20 protein-coding genes and 1 pseudogene are annotated in these 21,663 nt (G+C 65.2%); 7 read left to right on the top strand and 14 right to left on the bottom strand.

Translation table 11 applies throughout. From position 1 onward, the window contains the following. Positions 1 to 95 precede the first annotated feature (95 nt). The 7 genes from ACQ3DC_RS14670 (at position 96) to ACQ3DC_RS14700 (ending at position 5,347) form a co-directional block, all read left to right on the top strand. On the top strand, positions 96 to 1,571 hold the full coding sequence (locus ACQ3DC_RS14670) for an MFS transporter (protein ID WP_430752574.1): 1,476 nt from the start codon (positions 96 to 98) through the stop codon (positions 1,569 to 1,571). Between the two features lie 74 nt (positions 1,572 to 1,645). Continuing rightward, positions 1,646 to 2,527, top strand: coding sequence for an aldo/keto reductase (locus ACQ3DC_RS14675; RefSeq protein WP_430752608.1), 882 nt, complete (start codon positions 1,646 to 1,648; stop codon positions 2,525 to 2,527). A gap of 24 nt (positions 2,528 to 2,551) precedes the next feature. Then, positions 2,552 to 3,580, top strand: a complete 1,029-nt coding sequence (locus ACQ3DC_RS14680; protein ID WP_430752575.1) for an aldo/keto reductase — start codon at positions 2,552 to 2,554, stop codon at positions 3,578 to 3,580. Then, a complete protein-coding gene (locus ACQ3DC_RS14685; RefSeq protein WP_430752576.1) occupies positions 3,577 to 3,936 on the top strand; it encodes a nuclear transport factor 2 family protein in 360 nt (119 codons plus the stop codon). The genes ACQ3DC_RS14680 and ACQ3DC_RS14685 overlap by 4 nt, the downstream gene beginning before the upstream one ends. Before the next feature lie 283 nt (positions 3,937 to 4,219). After that, positions 4,220 to 4,552 carry a carboxymuconolactone decarboxylase family protein gene (locus ACQ3DC_RS14690; RefSeq protein WP_430752577.1) on the top strand — a complete coding sequence of 111 codons (333 nt, stop codon included), beginning with the start codon at positions 4,220 to 4,222 and terminating at the stop codon, positions 4,550 to 4,552. An 8-nt stretch (positions 4,553 to 4,560) separates the two neighbouring features. Further along, positions 4,561 to 4,983 carry a (R)-mandelonitrile lyase gene (locus ACQ3DC_RS14695; protein WP_430752578.1) on the top strand — a complete coding sequence of 141 codons (423 nt, stop codon included), beginning with the start codon at positions 4,561 to 4,563 and terminating at the stop codon, positions 4,981 to 4,983. A 25-nt stretch (positions 4,984 to 5,008) separates the two neighbouring features. Then, positions 5,009 to 5,347 carry a hypothetical protein gene (locus ACQ3DC_RS14700; protein ID WP_430752579.1) on the top strand — a complete coding sequence of 113 codons (339 nt, stop codon included), beginning with the start codon at positions 5,009 to 5,011 and terminating at the stop codon, positions 5,345 to 5,347. A gap of 456 nt (positions 5,348 to 5,803) precedes the next feature. Here the strand turns inward: ACQ3DC_RS14700 and ACQ3DC_RS14705 are convergent. From ACQ3DC_RS14705 to ACQ3DC_RS14770, 14 genes and pseudogenes are all read right to left on the bottom strand, one after another. Next, positions 5,804 to 7,294 (bottom strand): annotated as a pseudogene (locus tag ACQ3DC_RS14705) (CoA-acylating methylmalonate-semialdehyde dehydrogenase); the annotation flags it as partial. 2 nt (positions 7,295 to 7,296) lie between these two features. After that, the gene (locus ACQ3DC_RS14710; RefSeq protein WP_430752580.1) at positions 7,297 to 8,322 is read right to left on the bottom strand and encodes a Gfo/Idh/MocA family protein; all 1,026 of its coding nucleotides are present in this window, start codon (positions 8,320 to 8,322) and stop codon (positions 7,297 to 7,299) included. Beyond that, positions 8,319 to 9,206, bottom strand: coding sequence for a sugar phosphate isomerase/epimerase family protein (locus ACQ3DC_RS14715; RefSeq protein ID WP_157238357.1), 888 nt, complete (start codon positions 9,204 to 9,206; stop codon positions 8,319 to 8,321). The genes ACQ3DC_RS14710 and ACQ3DC_RS14715 overlap by 4 nt, the downstream gene beginning before the upstream one ends. Beyond that, on the bottom strand, positions 9,203 to 9,988 hold the full coding sequence (locus tag ACQ3DC_RS14720) for an SDR family oxidoreductase (protein WP_157238358.1): 786 nt from the start codon (positions 9,986 to 9,988) through the stop codon (positions 9,203 to 9,205). Before ACQ3DC_RS14720 ends, ACQ3DC_RS14715 begins: the two co-directional genes overlap by 4 nt. Positions 9,989 to 9,991: 3 nt before the next feature. Beyond that, positions 9,992 to 11,005, bottom strand: a complete 1,014-nt coding sequence (iolG, locus tag ACQ3DC_RS14725; protein WP_430752581.1) for an inositol 2-dehydrogenase — start codon at positions 11,003 to 11,005, stop codon at positions 9,992 to 9,994. An 84-nt stretch (positions 11,006 to 11,089) separates the two neighbouring features. Next, a complete protein-coding gene (locus ACQ3DC_RS14730; RefSeq protein WP_430752582.1) occupies positions 11,090 to 12,022 on the bottom strand; it encodes an NAD(P)-dependent oxidoreductase in 933 nt (310 codons plus the stop codon). Positions 12,023 to 12,098: 76 nt separating this feature from the next. Beyond that, positions 12,099 to 13,124, bottom strand: a complete 1,026-nt coding sequence (locus ACQ3DC_RS14735; RefSeq protein ID WP_157238361.1) for a LacI family DNA-binding transcriptional regulator — start codon at positions 13,122 to 13,124, stop codon at positions 12,099 to 12,101. Between the two features lie 2 nt (positions 13,125 to 13,126). Further along, complete coding sequence (locus tag ACQ3DC_RS14740; protein WP_430752583.1) at positions 13,127 to 14,338, bottom strand: Gfo/Idh/MocA family protein; 1,212 nt, start codon at positions 14,336 to 14,338, stop codon at positions 13,127 to 13,129. Positions 14,339 to 14,364: 26 nt separating this feature from the next. Then, positions 14,365 to 15,153, bottom strand: a complete 789-nt coding sequence (locus tag ACQ3DC_RS14745; RefSeq protein ID WP_430752584.1) for an HpcH/HpaI aldolase family protein — start codon at positions 15,151 to 15,153, stop codon at positions 14,365 to 14,367. Beyond that, positions 15,150 to 17,099: a 3D-(3,5/4)-trihydroxycyclohexane-1,2-dione acylhydrolase (decyclizing) gene (gene iolD / locus ACQ3DC_RS14750; protein ID WP_430752585.1), complete on the bottom strand. Its 1,950-nt coding sequence runs from the start codon at positions 17,097 to 17,099 to the stop codon at positions 15,150 to 15,152. The genes ACQ3DC_RS14745 and iolD overlap by 4 nt, the downstream gene beginning before the upstream one ends. Before the next feature lie 24 nt (positions 17,100 to 17,123). Next, positions 17,124 to 18,554 carry an aldehyde dehydrogenase family protein gene (locus ACQ3DC_RS14755; protein WP_430752586.1) on the bottom strand — a complete coding sequence of 477 codons (1,431 nt, stop codon included), beginning with the start codon at positions 18,552 to 18,554 and terminating at the stop codon, positions 17,124 to 17,126. Between the two features lie 31 nt (positions 18,555 to 18,585). Then, entirely contained in the window at positions 18,586 to 19,512 is a 927-nt protein-coding gene (locus tag ACQ3DC_RS14760) for an ATP-binding cassette domain-containing protein (RefSeq protein ID WP_157238364.1), read from the bottom strand. A gap of 14 nt (positions 19,513 to 19,526) precedes the next feature. Then, the gene (locus ACQ3DC_RS14765) at positions 19,527 to 20,576 is read right to left on the bottom strand and encodes an ABC transporter permease (RefSeq protein ID WP_157238365.1); all 1,050 of its coding nucleotides are present in this window, start codon (positions 20,574 to 20,576) and stop codon (positions 19,527 to 19,529) included. Between the two features lie 73 nt (positions 20,577 to 20,649). Continuing rightward, a complete protein-coding gene (locus ACQ3DC_RS14770; protein WP_370460761.1) occupies positions 20,650 to 21,639 on the bottom strand; it encodes a substrate-binding domain-containing protein in 990 nt (329 codons plus the stop codon). Between the last annotated feature and the right edge of the window lie 24 nt (positions 21,640 to 21,663).

A 21,663-nucleotide genomic window follows, 5' to 3' on the forward strand; every position in this document is an offset into this window, starting at 1 on the left:
CGCTACGCCGCCGCCCCCGGGGCGAGGGAGGCACTGGCGTTACCCTGAAAAGCCGTGACTCCCGGGGGCCAGGAGATCACGGTTGAGTGGAAATCATGAAACCTGCATCCGCACCCACCGCCCTCCCGGCGGCGCCTGCCCGCCCGGCGGCGATCCTGGCGATCATCCTGGCCAGCTACTTCATGATTCTGCTGGACAACTCGGTGATCTTCACTGCCCTGCCGAATCTGCAAGAAGACGTGCGGCTCACCACTGTTGAGCTCACGTGGGTCCAGGACGCCTACGTCCTGGTCTTCGGCGGCCTGCTGCTTCTCGGCGCCCGGGCCGGTGACCTGCTGGGCCGGCGGCGGGTGTTCGTGTTCGGACTGGTGGTGTTCTCGATCGCGTCGCTGCTGATCGGCCTGGCCCCATCGGCAGGGTGGGCCATTGCCGGCCGGGCCGTGCAAGGCGTCGGGGCTGCCATCGTGGCGCCCGCGTCCCTGTCCCTGCTGACGGCCAGCTTCCCCGAAGGCCGTGAACGGACCCGGGCCGTGGCGCTGTATGGCGCCACGGCAGGGATCGGCGCCAGCCTGGGACTGGTGATCGGGGGCGCCCTGGCCCACTGGATCTCCTGGCGCGCCGGGTTCTTCGTCAACGTCCCCATCGGGGCTGCCATGATCGTCCTGGCCCCCAGGTTCCTCCGCGAAACCGGCCGCGCCACCGGTCGCTTCGACATCGCCGGAGCACTCACCGCCACCCTCGGCGCCGGGGCCCTGGTGTTCGGCATCATCAACGCCGCCGAAGCAGGCTGGGACTCGCCGCTGACCCTCTCAACCGTCAGTGTCGGCGTCGTACTCCTCATCGCCTTCGTCCTGATCGAACGCAAGGCCGCCCAGCCCATCATGCCGCTGTGGCTCTTCGCCAGCCGCCGCCGCACCGGCGCCTACCTGGCCCGCTTCCTCTACCTGGGCGCGATGATCGGATTCTTCTTCTTCACCACCCAGTTCATGCAGGAAGTCCTCGGCCTCGACCCGCTCCAGGCCGGCATCGGATTCCTACCCATGACCGCCGTCAACTTCGCCGTCGCCATGGCCAACCCACGCATCACCCGCCGGATGCCCGGCTCCATCCCGCTCCTGGCCGGGATCCTCCTCACCCTCGCCGGAATGGCCTGGCTCAGCCGCGCCGGCATCGACTCCTCCTACCTTCCCGGCGTCGCCGTGCCCATGGTCCTCATCGGCACAGGGCAGGGCCTGGCATTCGCGCCCCTGACATCCTTCGGCATCACAGGCGCACCCGCCGCCGACGCCGGCGCCGCCTCCGGACTGCTGAACACCTTCCACCAGATCGGCACCTGCCTGGGACTCGCCGTCGCGGTCGCCGCCGCCGCAACCGCCCCCACCGCCCCATCCGGACTCGCCGCCGCACATCTGGCCGCCCATGTCAGCGCCGCCCTCACCGCCGGCAGCGTCCTCCTCCTCCTGGCCCTGGCCGTCACCGCGGCCCTCATCCTGCCCGCCGACCTCGCCGCACGCCGGACGGAGAAACGGCCGACGGCGGCACGCACCACACAGCCCCAGCCCGCCCGGTGAGTACTCACCCGAAAAGGGGTACTGGCTGCCCCTCCCACAAACCCGTCCACCCCAATACCGTGAAAGGCATGGTTATGGAACTCACGCTCAACAACGGAATCACAATGCCGGCGCTCGGCCTGGGCGTCTTCCAGAGTCCCCCGGAAGAGACGACGGCGGCCGTCCAGACCGCGCTCGAGGTGGGCTACCGGCACATCGACACCGCCGCCGCCTACGGCAATGAGCGGGAGGTTGGCGAGGGCATCCGCCGTTCAGCCCTGGACCGGGCCGACGTGTTCATCGAGTCCAAGGTCTGGGTGAGCGACTACGGCTACGACCAGGCGCTGCACGCCTGGGACAAGGCCGCCGGCAAGCTGGGCGTGGAGCAGCTGGACCTGTTCATCCTGCACCAGCCCGCCCCGGACCGGTTCGAGAAGACCATCGCCGCGTATAAGGCGCTGGAAACCCTGCTCAAGGACGGGCGCGTGCGGGCCATCGGCGTCAGCAACTTTCTGCCGCACCATCTCGCGCAGCTGCTCGACGCAACGGATTTGGTTCCCGCCGTCAACCAGATCGAACTGCACCCCTACTTCGCCCAGCGGAAGGTCCAGGCGGCGGACGCGGAACATGGCATCCTGACCCAGGCGTGGTCGCCGATCGGCGGCATCACCTTCTACCCCGGCTGGGGCGAAAACCGGAAGAACGTCATGCGGGACCCGGCGATTGCCGCCGTCGCGCAGGCCCAAGGCAAGACCCCCGCCCAGGTGATGCTCCGCTGGCACCTGCAGCAGGGCCGCTCCGCCATCCCCAAGTCCACCAACCCGGCCCGCATCGCCGAGAACTTTGACGTGTTCGACTTCGAGCTTTCCGCGGCCGAGCTCGAAGCCATCGACGCGCTGGACACCGGCATCCGCAGCGGTCCGGACCCGGAGGTGGCCCGCCCGGAGCGGTTCGCCATGGTCATTCCCGAAGCCTAAAACCGCCAGAGAGAAGGAACCATCATGGAATACCGCCCGCTTGGCCGCACCGGCGTGCAGGTCAGCCCCCTCTGCCTTGGCGCAATGATGTTCGGCCCGTGGGGCAACCACGACCGCGCCGATTCCACCCGCATCATCCACCGCGCCCTGGACGCCGGCATTAACTTCGTCGACACCGCCGATGTTTACTCGGGCGGCGTATCGGAAGAGATTGTTGGCGAGGCGCTGGCCGGACGCCGCGACGACGTCTTCCTTGCAACCAAGTTCTTCATGCCCATGGATGAGAACGACCCCAACCGGCGCGGCGGCTCCCGCCGCTGGATCATGCGGGCCGTAGAGGACTCGCTTCGCCGGCTGAACACCGACTACATCGACCTCTACCAGGTCCACCGGCCCAGCCCCGACACAGACGTGGAGGAAACCCTCGGCGCGCTCACCGACCTGGTCCGCCAGGGCAAGGTCCGCTACATCGGCTCCTCGTCCTACTCCGGCTCCCAAATCGTCGAAGCCCAGTGGGCCTCCCGGGACCTCAACCTGGAACGGTTCGTCACCGAACAGCCGCCCTACTCCATCCTGACCCGCGGCATCGAAGAGGACATCCTCCCCACAGTTCAGCGCCACGGGATGGGCACCCTCACCTACAGCCCGCTGGCCGGCGGCTGGCTCTCCGGCCGCTGGCGGAAAGACTCCGCATCCAGCCCCGCGTCCAGTGCCCGCCCCAGCTCCCGGTTCGACATGACCCAACCCGCCAACCAGCGCAAGCTCGACATCGTCGAAGAACTCGCCCAGGTGGCCCAATGGGCCGGCGCCACGCTCATCGAACTGGCCATCGCGTTCGTGATCAACCACCCCGGCGTCACCTCCGCCATCGTCGGTCCCCGTACCATGGGACAGCTCGAGTCCTACCTGCCCGCGGCAGAGACCACCCTCGCCCCCGAGGTGCTGGACCGCATCGACCAGCTCGTGGCCCCCGGCGTCACCATCAACCCCGACGACAACAGCTACGGCGCCCACGAACTCACCGTACAGGCACGACGACGGAACCTGGCGTGAGCGACGACATCATCCCCGCGGAGGTGCGGGAGCTCCACGACGTCCTATGCGAAGCGATGGTGTCCAGCGATGTAGCACAGCTGGACAGCATCCTCGCCCAGGACTACACGTTGACGCACATGACGGGGTACGTGCAGCCCAAGGCCGAGTGGCTTGAGGCCATTCGAGCCGGCGAGATGCGGTACCACCGGATGGAAACGAGGGAAGCCACCCACGGCGCAGACCCCGCGGCGCCAGAACTGACCGCCCGAACCCTCACCGACGCCACGATCTGGGGCCCCGGAGCCACATGGCGACTGACGCTGCACCCTCGTTTGAACCCCATGGAGACATCTGGGAGATCACACGCACCGTGACATCGACCTGGTAACCGCCGCACCTGAAAGCCTTCTGGGAAAGCCTGACTACCTCGCTCCGGGCCATCCGGCGGGATCTGCGCGGCATCGTGTTGCTCAGCACTTTGCTGGTCGTTGCCGCCGTCGCGCACCTTCTGGGCTCTGTCACGCCCTACTGGAGCGGAAGCGTGAAGTGCTTCTGGAACTTCGCCTCGCCGGCACGGTGGATGACACCGTAGCCGCGAATCCAGACCCGGTTTGATGTACCCATCAACTGTGGGTCCAAACGAAGAAAGGGAAGATCATGACTGACCAACCCAAACAGATCGGCGGCGGCCGAAAGATGTTCGGGACTTTCGCGCCGAAGCTCGCTGAACTCACCGATGACATGCTCTTCGAGGATGTCTGGAACCGGCCCGAACTGAGCGCACGGGACCGCAGCCTCGTCACGGTGGCCGTGCTCACCGCCGGAGGGAACACAGAACAGCTTGGTTCCCATCTTCGCCGCGCCATCGAGAACGGTGTGACACAGGACGAGCTCATTGAAGCCATCACCCATGTCACGCTCTACGCCGGCTGGCCAAGGGGCATGTCAGCAATGGGCACCGCCAAGCAAGTCTTCACCGACCACAAGTAAGGACCATTATGAATATCGAACCCACGGTGCCGACTACCAAGAACCCGCCGGGACAGTTCGCCGGCGACGTATGGCTGGATCCGATCGCGCTCCCAAACGAGCCCGGCCAGACGATGATCGTCGCGACCGTCCGATTCGCTCCCGCAGCGCGGACAGCCTGGCACTCCCATGAGCACGGCCAATATTTGCGCGTGACCCAAGGCGTAGGCCGATTCGGCACCCGCGACGGAAAGATTGTCGACGTGCACGCAGGCCAGACGATCTACACCCCACCCGGCGAGGAGCACTGGCACACCGCCGCCCCCGGCTGCTTCATGGAACACATCGCCATGCTCCAAAACGCCGACGACCCATCCAGGACCACCAGATGGGCCGAGCACATCACAGACGACGAATACAACGGCCATGACCTTTATCTGAACGTCAGGTAAGCAACGCCTACAGGGACGGAACCCAGTGAATAAGCTTTTCGTGCCATCATCTGCGGTGCTGTGGGGCCTGCAGCTGGCCTTTCTCAGTCCCGCCCTGGCTCTGCTCCTTGTCAATCTCTACGGGGCCACCACGGCTGAGGTGGGTTGGGTGCTTGGCGTTTACAACAGCAGCGGTTTTATCGCCTCACTGCTGCTGCCAGCCTACGCCGACAAAAAGGGCGACTACCTGGGCCCGATGCTGGCCTGTGGCGCGCTGACGCTCCTGCTCGCCGTAGTTCTGGGTTTCGCGACCGCACTGCCGGCCGCCATGATTCCTTTTGCCCCCCTTCCGGCACAACCACGACTGCGGGACCCCCGCGCCTAGCTCCAGTTTGGTCGCCGTCGGGACACCTTTTCGCTCAAGCTATGCCTAGGCGCTGCGAACTGTTGAGGGGCGAGATTGAGTTCGTAAGCCAAGGCCTGTCGTGACGGAAGCTTGGTTCACAGCGGATCGCGCCGGCTCTACCTGCCCGTTGCAGGCCCCGTACCAATCGGAAGTACAGCGACTCCGGACCGTAGCGCTTCACCTGAAGGCGCACTGTACAAAGTGACGCTGCCTCCGGCGCCTTCCGAGTGAAGGCGCCGGAGGCAGCAGTGCCTAAGGCAGCGGCTCCCGTCGGGCGGCGGGGGCGGGCCGCCTTACAGGCGAAGGTCAGTCGCGACGGCCGCGGCCTTCCGTGGCGTCGTCGGCCCGGCCTGGAACGGCGTCTTCTCCATGCGCCAGCTCGTCGGGAAGTCCGTCCGCGATTCCGTCGTGGCGGACGGCATGGCTGTCGTCGGTGTTGGACGGAAAGTTGTAGGAGGCGCCGGAGGCGTGGTGGGTTTCGGGCCAGCGGGAGGTGATGACCTTCCCGCGGGTGTAAAAGGACACGCCTTCAGGGCCGTAGATGTGCTTGTCGCCGAAGAGTGATGCCTTCCAGCCGCCGAAGGAGTAGTAGGCCACCGGTACCGGCAGGGGCACGTTGATGCCGATCATCCCCACATCCACGGAGCGCTGGAACTTCCGGGCCGCGGCGCCGGAGGAGGTGAAGATTGCCGTGCCGTTGCCGTAAGGGTTGGAGTTGATGAGCTTGATGCCCTCCTCCAGGTCTTGCACACGGACGACGACGAGGACGGGTCCGAAGATTTCCTCGGTATAGGCGCTCATCTCGGACTTCACATGGTCGATGACTGTAGGGCCCACCCAGAAGCCGTCCTCGTGGCCGGGGACCACCAGGTCCCGGCCATCCACCACCATGGCGGCTCCCGCAGCTTCTGCTTCAGTGATGGTCTTTACGATGAAGTTCTTGGAGTCCGCGCTGATGACCGGGCCCATGTCGGCGTCCGGTTCGGTGCCGTTCTTGACCTTCACGGCGACGGCGCGCTCTTCGACCTTCTTGACCAGCAGGTCGGCGGCGTCACCGACGGCGACCGCGACCGAGATGGCCATGCAACGCTGGCCTGCGGAGCCGAAGGCAGCGGCGGCCAGGTGGTCAGCAGCGTTGTCGAGGTCGGCGTCGGGCAGGACGATGGCGTGGTTCTTCGCTCCGCCCAGGGCCTGGACCCGCTTGCCGTGCGCGGTTGCAACTTCATTGATGTGCTTGGCCACGGGGGTTGAGCCCACGAAGGAGATGCCGTCCACGTCCGGGTGGGTGAGGAGGCCGGAGACCACTTCGCGGTCGCCGTGCAGGACCTGGAATACGCCGTCGGGCAGTCCGGCCTGCTTGAAGAGGTCCGCCAGCAACATGGCTGCGGACGGGACCCGGTGGGAAGGCTTGAGGATGAAGGCGTTGCCGGTGGCGATAGCCATCGGGGCCATCCACAGCGGCACCATCACGGGGAAGTTGAACGGGGTGATGCCGGCGACGACCCCGATCGGCTCGCGGAAGGAGAACACGTCAATGCCGGTGGAGACCTGGTCTGAGTACTCGCCCTTGAGCAGTTGCGGGATGCCGCACGCAAACTCAATGACTTCCAGGCCGCGGCCGATCTCGCCCTTTGCGTCCGACAGGACCTTGCCGTGCTCGGCGGTGATAAGCGCCGCGAGCTCGTCCACGTGGGACGCCACGAGTTCACGGAACTTGAAGAGGACGGCGGTGCGCTTGGCCAGGGAGATGTCGCCCCAGGTGATGGCGGCGGCTTTGGCTGCGGCGACGGTCGCGTCGAGGTCCGCCCTGGTGGCCAGCCGCAGCTCTGCGGTGACGGCGCCGGTGGCCGGGTTGTAGACGGGCTTGGTATCGGTTCCGGATCCTGCAGCCTCGGAGCCGCTGATGAAGTGGTTGATAACGGTCATTGTTATTGCTCCTGTAGTAAGTGGTGTTCCACGGCGTGCACCGGTTCGACGGTGCGTGGGAGTCCTGCGGCGAGGGATTCATGAAGGGCGAGGCGGACGGCCAGGTTTTGCTCAGTCAGTTCCTGGTGGACAACCTCTTGCCCGGCGCTGCGGGCCCAGACGCTGAACCGTTCAATTTCGAGCCTGAACGGGTCCTCGATGACATCGAAGACCTCGGTGCTGCCGTCCCTAAGCGAAACGGTCACGCGTGCTGCCTCCCCCGGAAGGGGGTCAAAGGCATTGTCGAGCGTGATCTGTCCCTTGGTGCCGATGATCTGGAACGTGTTCACGCGGGGTCCCTCGAAGCCGCAGTCCAGGGTTCCCAAGACGCCGTCGTAATCCAGGATCGCGGCGACAGTGGTCTCAACGGGGTCCGCCGGGCTGGTCCCTTTGGCGTATACGCTGACAGGTGCCCGTCCCATCACCATGTTCATGATGTCGACCGCGTAGCATCCCACATCATTAACGGCACCTCCCTCAAGGCCCGTCTGCAGACGGACCTCGCCCGGCCTGCGGTCCATCACAAAGTGGAAGCGCGCGTGCATCGAGACAATCTGGCCGATGCGGCCGGCGTCGATGAACTCACGGACTTTCTGGTGCTGAGGATGGAAACGGTACATAAACGCTTCCATCAGGCTTACCCCGTTGCGCTGGCAGGCCTCGACGACGCGTGCGTAGTCCTCAAGGCTTCCCACCAATGGCTTTTCGCACAGGATGTCCTTGCCGGCCTCGGCCGCGGCGATGATCCATTCAGCGTGCAGGCCGTTGGGAAACGGAAGGTAGACAGCCTCGATGGCCGGATCGGCCAGCAGTTCTTCATGTGAGGAATAGGCGGCCGGGATGGCGAAGCGGGCGGCGACTTCGGCGGCGCGCCCGTTGGGGCTGCTGATCGCCGAGGCGGTCGCGTTGCGGGCTTTGTGCATGGCCGGCAGGAACCTGTCCTGGGCGATGCGGGCGGTAGTGAGAACGCCCCAGCGCACCGCGCTCACTTGGCTAGCCCGGCTTCCAGGTCGCGGAGGAAGGCCACTGACTGCCGGACATCCCGTACCGGTCCGTCGCCTGCCGGTGCGGACTCCAGGATGGTGTCCTGTTCCATGGTGAACCATCCGCCGTAACCTGCCTCGAGCAGGTGCAGGACGATGCCGGCAATTCCGGCGTCGCCTTGGCCCAGCGGTACGTACATTCCCGCTTTGACGCCGTCGGTGTAGGAGATTTCACCGTTCTGGACCCGTTCGGCGACGGCCTTGCGTACGTCTTTCAGGTGGGTGTGGCCGATGCGGGAGGCGTAGTCGCGGGCGAGCTGCCCTGGGTCGGTGCCGCCGATGAGGAGGTGGCCGGTGTCCAGGCAAAGGTTCGCGCCGGTGTCGTTCAGCACGCGGTTGACGTCCGACGTCGTCTCGATCATGGTGCCCACGTGCGGGTGCACCACTGCCTGGATGCCCTGGTCGGCGGCGGCCTTGACGATGGTATCCAGGTTCCGGCCGAACAGGTGCCAGCCCTCGGCGTCGAGCTCGTGGCGCTGGTCATATCCGGCGACGCCGGTTTCGGCGGCCAGCACCATGACGCTGGCCCCTGCCGCCTGGTAGGCGTCCAGCTCCGCAGAGACCGCCTCGAGCGGGTCCTTGGCGGGATCATGCAGGATGACCGGAAAGAATCCGCCGATGGCCTGGAGGTTGTGCCGCTGCAGAACCTCGGCGCGCGCCGCGGCTTCCTCAGGCAGGAAGCCTGCCGGTCCGAATTCGGTTGCGGTGATGCCCAGCGCGGTCATCTCGGACAGGACGCGGTCTGCCTCCATTTGGTGCCCCCATCCGGGGACTTCGCACACGCCCCAGGAGATGGGGGCGGCGGCGAGGCGGCTGGTGATGGTGTTCAATCTGATCCTCCAAGTACGTTCTGGTCCCAGTCAATGACCGAGCCGGTGACCACTCCGCTCCTGTTGGAGAGGAGAAAGACTACAAATTCGGCAATCTCGTCCACTTGACCGAGCTTGCCCATCGGCACAGAGGCATTGGCCTTTTCCAGCCAGTCATCCCCTGCGCCGTGAAATTTCCGCTGGGTCTCGGCTTCCCCCTCCGTGGCCGTCCAGCCGATGTCCAGGCCGTTGATCCTGATCTTGTCCCAGCGGTGTGCGTGTGCAGCGTTCCGGGTAACACCGGCAAGCCCGGCCTTTGCCGCGACATAAGGGGCCAGGTAGGGCTGGCCGCCGAGCTCGGCGATGGAGATGACGTTCACGATGCTGCCGGGGGCTCCCCGTTCACGGAGGTGCTTGATCGTTTCGGCCATGATGAAGAACGGCGACTTCAGGTTCACCGCGATATGCGCATCGAACAGTTCAGGTGTTGTATCCAGCATGGTTCCGCGGGTTGTCAGGCCGGCAGCGTTGACAGCGCAGTCCAGCCGCCCGAACTCGGAGATGGTTTCCAGGACCGAGTTCCGGGCCTGGTCCACATCTGCGAGGTCGGTTTTGATGAAGCGTGCCTTGACGCCGGACTCCTCCAGTTCGGCCGCGAGCCTTTCGCCCGAGCCGGCGTTGCGGCCGGTGACGGCCACTCCGGCGGCGCCTTCGGCTGCTGCCCGGCGGGCAATGCCGGCGCCCAGGCCCTGGGTGCCGCCGCTGACGAGGACCACCTTGCCTGCGAGAAGCGGGCTGTTCATTTCCTACTCCTTTCCGATGGTGACAACGCGGCCGGACCGGGCGGATTCATCGGCGGCGTTGGCAAGGACGAGGGCCATCACGCCGTCGTCGAAACCGGGACTGCAACTCGTTCCGCCGCGGATGGCCTTGACGAAACTGTCCAGCTCATTGCGGTAGGCCTGGCCGTAGCGTTCCAGGAAGAACGGCAGGTAGGGGTCGGACTCTTCGGTCCCCGCGGCGCTGTACTTGCGTACGGTGGTGGGGGCCATGTTTCCGGCGGTCAGCAGGCCCTCGCTGCCGAAAGCTTCCAGCCGCTGGTCGTGGCCGTAGGCACTGTGGCGGGAATTGATGATGGTGATGAGCTCGCCGCCGCGGCCGCGAAGGTTGATGACCACCGAGTCGAAGTCGCCGGCCTCTTCGATGTAGTCGCAGAACAGGTTGGATCCGGTGGCAGAGACCTCAACGATGTCCGGGACGAAGAACCGTGCCATGTCCAGGTCGTGGATGCTCTGGTCCCGGAAGATCCCGCCGGAGGTCTCGATGTACGCCTTGGGGGCGGGGGCGGGGTCGCGGCTGATGATTGTCAGCTGCTCGAGGCGGCCGATCTCCCCGGCCTCCACTCGGGTGCGGAGGGAGGCGAAGTTGGGGTCGAAGCGGCGGTTGAACCCAAGCATCAGTGGGCTGCTGGTGCCGCGGATTTGGTCCCGGCACACGCGGACCCGGTCAATGTCCAGGTCAATGGGCTTTTCGCAGAGGGCGGCGATGCCGGCGGCTGCTGCCCGGGAGATCAGGTCCACGTGGGTGGGCGTCGGCGAACCGATGATGATGGCGTCCAGGTCAGCGTTTGCGAAAACCTCATCAGCGGTTTCGACGGCGAGGGCCCCGGTGGCGGCGGCGAGGTCCTGCGCACCCTTGATAAACGGGTCAGCGATCCAGGCCAGTTCCAGGTCAGGGTGGTCGGCGATGTTCCGGGCGTGGACCTGGCCGATGCGGCCGGATCCGAAGAGTGCAACCTTGAGTGGTCGGTCACTGGACATGGGTGGGGGTCCTTTCCTGATTCCCGCTGGCGGATGGTTCGCCTGCGGTTGATGGAGCTTGGTTGAGTTTGGTGAGGCTGTTGGTCACGGGGTTGCCACGGCAGCCGGGGAGCGTCCGGCCAGGACGTCGACGGCACCCTTGGCGGCGTCCCGGACTGTGTGGGCCATTCCCTGGCGGGTGAATCCCATGAGGTGGGGCGTCAGGACGACGTTCGCGTGGTCAAAGACGGCGTGGTGGGCCGGCGGTTCGGGGTCAAAGACGTCCAGTCCGAGGCCGCCCAGCTGCCCTGAGAGAAGAGCCTCGTGGGCGGCTTCCAGGTCCACGAGGCCGCCCCTGCTGCAATTGACGAGGATGGCCCCGGCCGGCAGCAGTGCGAGGCGTTCGGCATTGATGAGGTTGTGGTTTTCCGGGGTCAAGGGCACGTGCAGGGTGACGAAATCGCTGCGACGCAGCAGTTCCTCGACAGTTGCACAGCGGATGCCGGCGGGGACGTCTGCGAACGGATCAAAGGCCAGGACCTTGAGGTCAAAGGCCTCGGCGATCCGGGCCACGCGGCGCCCGATGCGCCCGTAGCCGATGATGCCCAGGGTGAAGCCCTCCAGGTCCCCGACGGCCACCTTGGACCGTTCCTCCCAACGGCCGTCCCGCACCAGGGACGACAGTGTCGACAGCTTCTTGACCAAGGCCAGCAAGTGTGAGAACACGCCTTCGGCGACGGAGGCGGTGTTGCTCCCGGGCGTGATGACCACGGGGATACCACGGCGGTTCGCCTCCGCGACATCCACGAGGTCAGTGCCGACGCCGGTCCTGGCGATGACCTTCAGGGCCGGCATGCGGTCCAGGAGTTCGCGGTCCACACGGTAGGCGGCTCGGACAATGGCGGCATCGGCCCGGGCGAGGTCTGCCTCGGTGGGGTTGTGGATGAGTCGCTGGTGCGGAGCCAGCTCCGGTTCCACCAGGCCAGCCTCGACGCTGCCAAGGGCTACGAGTATTTGGGGTGTGCTGAATGTTGCCATCGTCATCCTTGAAGATGTGGGGGTGCACTCCCGGGAGGGCCTGGAAAGCCCGCGGGGTGACAGGTTGGGTGGAAGGTTAGAGGCCGAGCAGGCTGGACTTGCGTATGACCAGCTGAGGGACGATCGGCTGGTGGACGAAGCCGCCATGGAAGTCACGGTCCTGGATGCGTTGCAGGAGCGTTTTGGCTCCTGCAACGCCGATGCCGGAACTGTCCGGGTCGACGGTGGTCAGTCCCAGGCGGGGCATGGCACCCAGCGCGATGTTGTCGTAGCCGGTGATGGCCACTTCGACGCCGCGTTCATCGGCAGCAGTCATGGCGCCAAAGGCGGCGAGGTCGTTGATGCACGCCAGCGCTGTGGGGCGCTGGTGCCTGGACCGCGAGGAGCCCAGGGCCCGCTGGGCGGCGACGTAGCCGGATTCCTGGAAGAAGTCGGCGTCGACGACGTGGATGTGGCGGGCCAGGCCGTGCTCTTCCATGGCGGCGGAATATCCATCCACGCGTGCCCTGCCTACCGAGCCGCCCAGGCCGCCGAGGTGCGCGATGTTCTCGTGTCCCTGGGCGATCAGGTGTTCAACGACCATGCTCATGCCGAGGGTGTCGTCGCTGCGGACCACATCGGCGGTGTCGATGTAGTCCGGTCCGCCGCCGGCAAAGACCACAGCCCCTCCGGAAACTGCCCGGTTGAACGGTGCCTTGTCGGGCACCGTCCCGACCACCAGCAGGCCCGCCACGCGCAAATCCCTGAAGGCCTGGAGGATGGACTGGTCCACTCCCCTGCCGCTGGCCGTCACCGCGCTGAAGAGGACGGTGTGTCCGGCTTCTTCGAGCACCGTACGGGCGGCGTCGGCCACGTCGAACGCCCACGGATTGTGCATGTCACTGACCAGGACGCCGATGGTTCCGTTGTCCCGGGTAGCCAGGGAGCGGGCTGCGAGGTTCAGCTCATAGCCCATCTCCTCGACAACTTCGAGCACCCGCTTGCGGCGTTCGTCGCTGACGCGCGGTGAGTCGCGCAGGACGAGCGAAACCAAGGACTTGGAAACGCCGGCGCGTTCAGCGACGTCCTTGATCGTTGGCCGACGGGCGGATGCAGTGCTCATCGCTACACCCGTGCTGCCGTGGTGCCGTGGATTTCCTCGATCTTCTGCCACTGGCCGGACTGCGAAGATGCTTCCGCGGCACTGACGATCGCGGCGGCGGAGGCGGCATCGTGGATGTTGGAGTTTTCCTGCGCTCCACCGGCGACGGCGACGAGGAACTTCTTCGCCTCGATCACCTTGAGGTCGTCAAAGCCCATGCTGTTGCCGGGGCCGGGCTGGAAGTGGGCGTAGTCGCCGTGCCGCGGGCTGGCATTGACGGTGGTGTAGCCCTGCTCCTCGTTGTTCCGTCCCAAGCAGACCTTCAGTTCGTTCATGCGCTCAAAGTCCCACTTGAGGGAGCCCTCAGTGCCGTAGACCTCAATCTGGTAACCGCACTCGGGGCCCACGGCAACGCGGGACGACTCGATGGTGCCAACCGCTCCGGCGCCGACAGCGGACGGGCCGAAGCGGACCAGCGCTGCAGCGTAGTCCTCATTCTCGACCTCCCCCATTTCACCGTTCTCGATCACTGCGAAGTGCGTGCCGGATCCCATGGCCAGTTTCGGCCGCTGGGTGTACACCGTGCTGGTCAGCGCGGTTACCTCGGCGATGGGTCCGACTACATACTGGCACAGGTCCGTTGCATGGCTGAAGAGGTCCGCCAGGACACCGGTGCCTGCGAGCTTCCGGTCAAAGCGCCAGGAAAGGGCACCGTTGGGCTCGGACGCGTAGCCGGAGAAGAAGACGGCGCGGACGTTGGTGATCCTGCCAAGGCGGCCATCGGCAATCAGCTTCCGCGCGTGCTCCACCGCCGGAGCATGGCGGTAGTTATAGCCGATGGACGTGACGACGCCGGCCTCCACTGCGGCTTCCTGCACAGCGGCGGTTTCCTGGTAGCCGCGCCCGACAGGCTTTTCGATCCAGAAGTGCTTGCCGGCCTTGGCGGCGGCGATGCCGATCTCGGCGTGGAGAAAGTTCGGCGCACAGATGGAGACGACGTCCACGTCAGGGTGGTTCAGGACATCGTGGTAGTCGGTGGTGCCTTCAGCGAAGCCCAGGACATCGCGGGCATACTCGACGCGGCCGAGTGCCGTGTCGGCGGCAATGACGAGCTTTGTCCTCAGGCCAAGGTCCGGGTACGCGTAGGGGACGGTCTGGTAGGCCCTGGAGTGGAGCTTTCCCATCCATCCGACGCTGATGAGACCGACACCGATAGTGCGAGATTCTGCGTTCACGTTCTTGTCTTTTCCTTGTTTTCTGGTCAATTACGGGCGGTATCGAAGGCATCGCGGAAGGCCGCGGCCATGATGGTGGAGTCTGAACCGATGGCTACGAACCGGAAGCCCTGGCGGACGTACTTGGCAGCTCCCGTGCCGTCCACGGCGAGTATCCCGGCTGCCTTGTTGTGAAGCTGCGCCGCGGCCACAACGCGCTGCAGCGCTTCCTGAAAGACATTGCTGTCAAGCTGGAGCGGAACCCCGAGTGCATAAGAAAGGTCCAGGGGTCCGACGAAGACGACGTCGACGCCGTCCTGCGCAGCGATGTCCTCCACAGACTCCAACGCCTCAAGGGTTTCGATCTGGATGACTCCCAGGGTTTCCTGGCCCGGTTCGATGAGCGTCCGGCGGTCCATGCCCCAGCGGCAGGAGCGGTTATAGGTGGCCACGCCGCGGTCCCCGCGCGGCGGATACAGCATGTGCTTCACCGATTCCGCGGCCTGGTCGACGGTGTTCAACCGCGGAACCATGATCCCGGCAGCTCCCTGGTCCAGGACCCGGCCGATGCGGATACGGTCGCCTGATTCGACCCGGACGACGGTCGGGACGCCGTAACTGCCGGCGGCAACAACGCCGTCCCGGACCGCGTCCTCGCCTCCGGAGCCGTGTTCGAGGTCGATCAGGATCCAGTCGGCTCCGGCAGCCGCGCAGACTTCGGCCGCCGTCGCAGATGACAATCCGACGAAGGTACCGATCGTGACTTCGCCCCCGGCAAGCCGCCAGCGCAGCTGTCCTGCGTTCAGTGGTCCTGAGGCCATTGGTTCGTGGCTCATCCAAACCACCGCTGCTTGCCGCGTGCCTTCTCGTAATCGGTGCGGAGGGTGCGGACCCATTCCTGCTCGGAGACTTCCGCCGGGGCAACGTCCCACCAGACGTCGCCGCCGGGCAGGTCCACGTGCGGCACCGTGGGGACCACAATGACTACAGGGCCTTGGGTGTCCCGGGTTGAGGACAGGGCCTCCCGGACCTCGGCCGCCGAGGTGGCGCGGATGGCACGGGCGCCGAGGCCTTCAGCGATCTGCCGCAGGTCGACCTTGAGGTAATCCCCGTCGAGCCTGGCCTTGGGGGCGTCGGCGGCTGCGACGCTGCCTCCGGTGGTGCGGTAGCGGAACTCGTTGCCGAATTCCTTGCCGGTCCGGTTCATCTGCAGGCGGTGGATGACCTGGTAGCCGTGGTTCTCGGAGACGATGATGGTGACGTTGAGCCCTTCCTGTGCGGCGGTGAGGATCTCGGTGGGTGCCATCAGGAACGTGCCGTCACCGATGAAGGTGACCACGCGGTTGTCGTTGTTGCCTTGGGCCAGGCGGACACCCATGCCCGCGGCGATCTCGTAGCCCATGCAGGAGAACCCGAACTCCAGGTGGCAGTGCCGGTTGCCGGTGGCGTCCCAGACTTTCTGCAGGTCCCCGGGGGCCCCGCCGGCGGCGGCAATAACCGTGTCGCCGGAACGGGCATGCTCCTGCATGATTCCAATCAGCTGCGGCTGGGTGAGGACGGCTTCGGTGACGGGCGCGTCGGGGTGGTCTTCAGGGTTGTAGGCGGTGTCGGCGTCGAGCCACGTGGTCCGGATGGGGGCCCAGCCGGCCTTCTCTGCCTGGACCGTGTCCTGCCAGGCTTCGCTGGTGCTGTGGCCCTCCAGTGCCTGGGCGAGGGCTTCGAGTCCGAGCCGGGCGTCGGCGAGGATCCCGGTGGCGCCCTGCTTGCGGGTGTCGGCGTCCACAATGTTCAAGGAGGCGAAGCGGACGTCCGGGTTTTCGAAGATGGACTGTGAACCGGTGGCGAAGTCAGTGAGTCGGGTGCCGACGTTCAGGACCAGGTCAGCCTGCTTGACGAGCGTGTTGGAGGCGAAGTTGCCTTCCAGGCCCACGCCCCCCACCTGCCACCATTCATCCTTGGTCACGGCACCCTTGCCGCCGAAGGTTTCCACCACGGGAATTCCGACCTGGCCTGCCAGCGCTTCAAGTGCGGCGTGGGCATCCGAGTAGTGGATGCCGCCGCCGGCGATGATCACCGGACGCCTAGCCGAGCGGATGAGCCGGGCGACGTCGTTGATCTCTTCCGGGTCCGGCAGGGGCCGGCGGATCTTCCAGTCGCGTGGTTCGAAGAATTCGGCCGGGAAGTCGTATGCGTGGGACTGCACGTCCTGGGGCAGCGAAATGACCACGGCGCCGGTATCGGTGGGGCTGGTCAGCACGCGCATGGCCTGCGGCAGGGCGGTCAGGAGCTGCTCCGGGCGGGTGATCCGGTCGAAGAAGCGCGAGACAGGCCGGAACGCGTCGTTGACCGTTGCATCAGCCTCGATCGGGTGCTCAAGCTGCTGCAGGACCGGGCCCTGATGCCGCGTTGCATACGTATCGCCGGGAAGGAGGAGCAGCGGAAGCCTGTTCACCGTCGCCAGTCCGGCGGCGGTGACGAGGTTGAGGGCACCCGGGCCAATGGATGCGGTCACCGCGAGGACGGCCTGGCGCCGGCTCGCCTTGGCAAACGCCGTCGAAATGTGGGCCATGTACTGCTCGTGGCGGCCCTGGATGAACGGCATGTCATCAGCGAGTTCGTCGAAGGCCTGGCCGAGGCCGGCGACGTTGCCGTGCCCGAAGATCCCCAGGGCGGCCGGAACCAAGCGGCGCCTGACGCCGTCCGCAACGGAGTGCTGGACCGACAGGTATTTGATGACGGCCTGGGCTGTGGTGAGCCTGATGGTCTGTGAGTTAGTGGTCATTGCCTTATTCCAGTCGGTGGTGGGTTACCAGGGGCGTCCGTGCAGGACGACCGTTTTTTCTTCGGTCATCTCATTCACTGCGGAGCGGACGCCTTCCTTGCCGATGCCGCTGCCCTTGAGTCCGCCGTAGGGCATGAGGTCGGCCCGCCACAGGGGCGTCCAGTTGATGTGGATATTTCCTGCGTCGATCTGCCGCATGGCCCGGATGCTGCCGGCGACATCGCTGGTGAAGATCCCGGCGCCGAGCCCGTAATCGTTGTCATTGGCCATTGCTATTGCCGTTTCGATATCCGGTGCAGAGGAAACGGCGACGGCGGGCCCGAAAAGTTCGTTGCGGCTCAGCGGGGAGCGAGGGTCGACGCCGGAAACAACGGCCGGGGTGACCACGGCGCCGTCACGGTCCCCGCCGGTAAGCACTGTGGCACCGGAGTGCCTGGCTTCTCCGATCGAGGTGTGGACGCGGATCGCTTCCTCTTCGGAGATCAGTGACCCGAGCCGGGTGTCGGCTTCCTTCGGGTTGCCAACAGCGATGCCCTCGACCTTGGGCACGAGTGCATCGAGGAAGTCGGCTTCGACACGGCGGTCCACAATGACCCGCTGCACCGAGATGCAAACCTGGCCGGCGTTGATGAAACCGCCCGCGGCCACGGCGCTGGATGCAAGTTCAAGGTCGGCGTCCGGAAGGATGATCACAGGACAGGAGGCGCCGAGCTCCAGGGACAATTTCTTGACCCCGGCGATGGAGCTGATCCGGGTGCCTGTGGCGGTGGATCCGGTGAAGGAGACTTTCCGCACCCGCGGGTCGGTGACCAGCACATCACCCAGCGTGCTGCCTGGCCCGGTCAGCACGGACAGCGCCTCCGGCGGCAGGCCGGCGTCGACAAAGCACTCGGCCAACTTCAGCGCCGTCAGCGGCGTGGCCCGGGCGGGTTTGAGGACAACGGCGTTGCCTGCTGCCAGCGCGGGTGCGATCTTATGCAGGACCAGGAGGGCGGGGTAGTTGAACGGTGTGATGGCAACAACGATGCCCACGGGCTGCCGCAGGGTGAACCCGATCTTATCCAGCCCGGTGCCTGCGTTGGCATCCAGCGGAAGAGTGGAACCGTACAGCTGGCTGCCCTCATAGGCAGCAAGCCGGATTATGTTTCCCGACCTGCCGGCCTCCCCCCGTGCTTCCGTGATCGGCTTCCCGGTTTCCGCACTGATCGCCTGTGCAATGTCCTCCGCACGCTCATCCGCCAGGGCAGCAGCCCGCAGGAGGATGTCCACCCGAACGTGTGCCGGCGTGGACCGCTGCAAGCTGGCACCGATCTCAGCCCGGTCGAGGGCGGCCTGCGCGTCTTTGACCGTGGCGACGGGGACTGTGTCAATGATCCGGCCGTCGAAAGGCGACCGCACGTCCTCGGTCCTGCCGTCGGCGGCACCGCGCCAGGTTCCGGCGATTAGCATCTGCATGATTGCTCCATCTGATTGAAAACGGTGGCGCTCAGTGGCGCCGGGTGGTGCCTTCGTGGGCTGCGTCAGTGACGTCGGCGACTTCGGCCTGGACTTCCTTGACGATGTCGCCGTGGCCGCCGAGCTGCTCGAGCTCGTGCGCGAGTTCAGCGAGTTCGGCGCCGCCGGCCATTTGGGCCGTGAGCTCGTCCAGCGTGATGTCCTTTTTGTCGTAGTAGCCGATGGATTTGCCCCGCTTGAGCAGCAGGAACCGGTCCCCGACAGGGAAGGCGTGGTGCGGGTTGTGGGTGATGAAGATGACCCCAAGGCCCCGGTCCCTCGCCTGGAGGATATAGCGCAAAACTACGCCCGACTGCTTGACGCCCAGGGCCGCCGTCGGCTCGTCCAGGATCAGGACCTTGGCTCCGAAGTACACTGCCCGGGCAATGGCCACACACTGGCGCTCGCCGCCCGAAAGCTGGCCGATGGGCTGCTCCACATCGCGCAGGTCGATGCCCATGTCGGCGAGCTCTTTCTTGGTGATGTCCTTCATCTTCTGGACATCGAGGCTCTTGAACGGGCCGAACCCGGTGGTGAGCTCCGAGCCGAGGAAGAAGTTCCGCCAGATGGGCATCAGGGAAACCACCGCGAGGTCCTGGTAAACCGTCGCGATGCCGACATCGAGGGCGTCGCGGGGGGAAGTGAACTTCCGCTCCTCCCCCATGATGTTCAGTGTCCCGGCGTCATGCTGGTGCAGGCCCGCGATGATCTTGATCAGCGTGGACTTACCGGCGCCGTTGTCTCCCAAAACGCACGTAACGCGGCCGTTGTCCACGGCCATAGTGACGTCCTTGAGCGCCACGATGTTGCCGTAGTGCTTACCGACATTGTCAAGGGAGAGCAGGTGAACCGGGGTGTGCGTCAGCGGATCCTTTTCGTTCTTGAGCAGGGTCTGCTGGTCAATTTGCTTGGCGTTCATTTTTCTCCGCCCCTTTACTTGAGCTCGGCGCGGCGTTTGACGATGAGGTTGACGATGGTGGCCAGCAGAAGCATCAGGCCCAGGAAGAACTTGAACCAGTCCGGGTTCCACTGCGCGTAGACAATGCCTTTGTTGGCCATGCCAAAGATGAAGGCACCGATCGCACCTCCCACCGCCGAACCATAGCCGCCGGTCAACAGGCAGCCGCCGATGACAGCGGCGATGATGTAGAGGAACTCGTTGCCCACACCCTCACCCGACTGCACGGCGTCGAAGGCGAACAGGTTGTGCATGCCCAGGATCCAACCGCAGAAGCCAACGCCCATAAACAGGCCGATCTTTGTGGCTTTGACAGGAACACCCACAGCACGTGCCGCGTTCTCCTCCCCGCCGACGGCGAAGATCCAGTTGCCCACTTTGGTGCGCAGCAATACCCAGGATGCGACAGCCACCAGGGCGATCCAGATAAAGACGGTGTTCTTCACGTCCACACCACCGATGTTCACGGAGGAGGAGAAGACGGCCCGCGCGGACTTGTAACCGTCCATGGCGGAGATGGAAGGGGATGAGACCCCGCCGCCGATCAGACGGGTCAGGCCCAGGTTCAGGCCTGTGAGCATCAGGAAGGTCGCCAGCGTGACGATAAAGCTGGGCAGCTTGGTCTTCATCAGGATCCAGCCGTTGATAAAACCAATGGCAAGTGACATGACCAATGCCAGCGCTACGCCCACCCAGACGTTCACGCTAAAGAACCAGCTGAACATCGACGCGGTCAGCGCCGAGCTGATCACGGCCACGCCGGTGGAAAGGTCAAACTCGCCGCCGATCATCAGCAGCGACACCCCCACAGCCATGATCCCGATCGTGGAACTGCCATACAGGACGGTGGCAAAAGCGTTCGGCTGGGTAAAAGTAGTAGATACGAGTGAGAAGAAGACGAACAGGACAACGGCACCCACCAGGGCGCCAACTTCCGGCCGTCCCAGCAGGTTTTGCAGAGGACTCCGGCGCCCTATCCGCTCATCCGTGGCCAGCGGTGCCGGCTTTGCTAACGTCTGTGTCATACAAAACTCCTTGTTGTTCTGGCTGCGGGAGAACCAGGACCGGTCTTCCCGCAGCCAGGTATTCCTGTGGGGCCTAGCGGATGCCGGCCTGCGCGAATTTCGAGACGTCCGCGGCGTTGGTCTTGTCCACAATGGCGGGACCGGTGTAGACCTGCTGCCCTCCGCCGACCGTGAAACCGCCGACCTTTTGCGCCCAGATGGCGTCGACAGTGCCGTAGCCCTGAAGGTAGGGCTGCTGGTCCACTGTGAAGTCCACGCTTCCATCCACGACCGCCGCGGCCAGATCGGCGTTCAGGTCAAAGGATGCAACCTTGACCTTGCTCCCCGTCTCCTTGACGGATTTCACAATGGTCAAAGTGAAAGGCGCACCGAGGCCGATAATGGCGTCGGCATCCGGAGTCGACTGCAGCTTGGCCGTGACCGTCGAGGACACGGACGTCATGTCCGCACCGTTGACGTATACGATTTCCGACCCGGGGACGTTCTCCTTGACTCCGGCGCAACGGTTCTCCAACCCCACGTGGCCTTGCTCCTGAATCACACAGATTGGGTGCTTGATGCCCTCGGAGGCCAGGCGTTTGCCCACCGTAACGCCGGCAAGTTTGTCGCTCTGCCCGAAGTGGGCCATGACTCCCAGTGCTTTGTACTGGTCCTCGCCTGCGTTGAAACTCACTACAGGAATCCCGGCAGCCAGAGCCTTCTGAACGACATCCTTCAATGCATCCGGCTTCGCCAGCGTCACCGCAATGCCGTCCACCTTCTGGTCGATCGCCTGCTGCACAAGCTGCGCCTGGCGGCCGGCATCGCCATCACCGCTGTAAAGCAGCTCGACGTTGTCTTTCTTCGCGGCGGTTTCGGCGCCCTTGCGCACGATGTCCCAGAACGTGTCCCCGGCTGCGGCATGAGTGATCATCGCGATCTTGATTCGGGCCGTGTCAGCAACCTGCCCGGCTTCTCCGGATGTTCCTGTCTCGGTCTTGCCGCCGCTTGAGCATGCCGACAGCGCCAGAAGCGGAACGACAGCCAGAGCCATAACGCCCCGGTGCCAAGTGAGTTTTGCCACGTGAAATCTCCTTTGATTCGCGCC

This window comes from Paenarthrobacter sp. NEAU-H11 (assembly GCF_050573415.1).
Taxonomy (GTDB): Bacteria; Actinomycetota; Actinomycetes; order Actinomycetales; family Micrococcaceae; genus Arthrobacter.

Excerpts from the sequence above, each read along its gene's own strand:
- ACQ3DC_RS14670 (WP_430752574.1), top strand. The coding sequence starts at position 96 with ATGAAACCTGCATCCGCACCCACCGCCCTCCCGGCGGCGCCTGCCCGC.
- ACQ3DC_RS14730 (WP_430752582.1), bottom strand. The coding sequence starts at position 12,022 with ATGGCAACATTCAGCACACCCCAAATACTCGTAGCCCTTGGCAGCGTC.
- ACQ3DC_RS14675 (WP_430752608.1), top strand. The coding sequence starts at position 1,646 with ATGGAACTCACGCTCAACAACGGAATCACAATGCCGGCGCTCGGCCTG.
- ACQ3DC_RS14755 (WP_430752586.1), bottom strand. The coding sequence starts at position 18,554 with ATGCAGATGCTAATCGCCGGAACCTGGCGCGGTGCCGCCGACGGCAGG.
- ACQ3DC_RS14745 (WP_430752584.1), bottom strand. The coding sequence starts at position 15,153 with ATGAGCCACGAACCAATGGCCTCAGGACCACTGAACGCAGGACAGCTG.
- ACQ3DC_RS14690 (WP_430752577.1), top strand. The coding sequence starts at position 4,220 with ATGACTGACCAACCCAAACAGATCGGCGGCGGCCGAAAGATGTTCGGG.
- ACQ3DC_RS14760 (WP_157238364.1), bottom strand. The coding sequence starts at position 19,512 with ATGAACGCCAAGCAAATTGACCAGCAGACCCTGCTCAAGAACGAAAAG.
- iolD (WP_430752585.1), bottom strand. The coding sequence starts at position 17,099 with ATGACCACTAACTCACAGACCATCAGGCTCACCACAGCCCAGGCCGTC.
- ACQ3DC_RS14765 (WP_157238365.1), bottom strand. The coding sequence starts at position 20,576 with ATGACACAGACGTTAGCAAAGCCGGCACCGCTGGCCACGGATGAGCGG.
- iolG (WP_430752581.1), bottom strand. The coding sequence starts at position 11,005 with ATGTCCAGTGACCGACCACTCAAGGTTGCACTCTTCGGATCCGGCCGC.
- ACQ3DC_RS14735 (WP_157238361.1), bottom strand. The coding sequence starts at position 13,124 with ATGAGCACTGCATCCGCCCGTCGGCCAACGATCAAGGACGTCGCTGAA.
- ACQ3DC_RS14720 (WP_157238358.1), bottom strand. The coding sequence starts at position 9,988 with ATGAACAGCCCGCTTCTCGCAGGCAAGGTGGTCCTCGTCAGCGGCGGC.
- ACQ3DC_RS14680 (WP_430752575.1), top strand. The coding sequence starts at position 2,552 with ATGGAATACCGCCCGCTTGGCCGCACCGGCGTGCAGGTCAGCCCCCTC.
- ACQ3DC_RS14695 (WP_430752578.1), top strand. The coding sequence starts at position 4,561 with ATGAATATCGAACCCACGGTGCCGACTACCAAGAACCCGCCGGGACAG.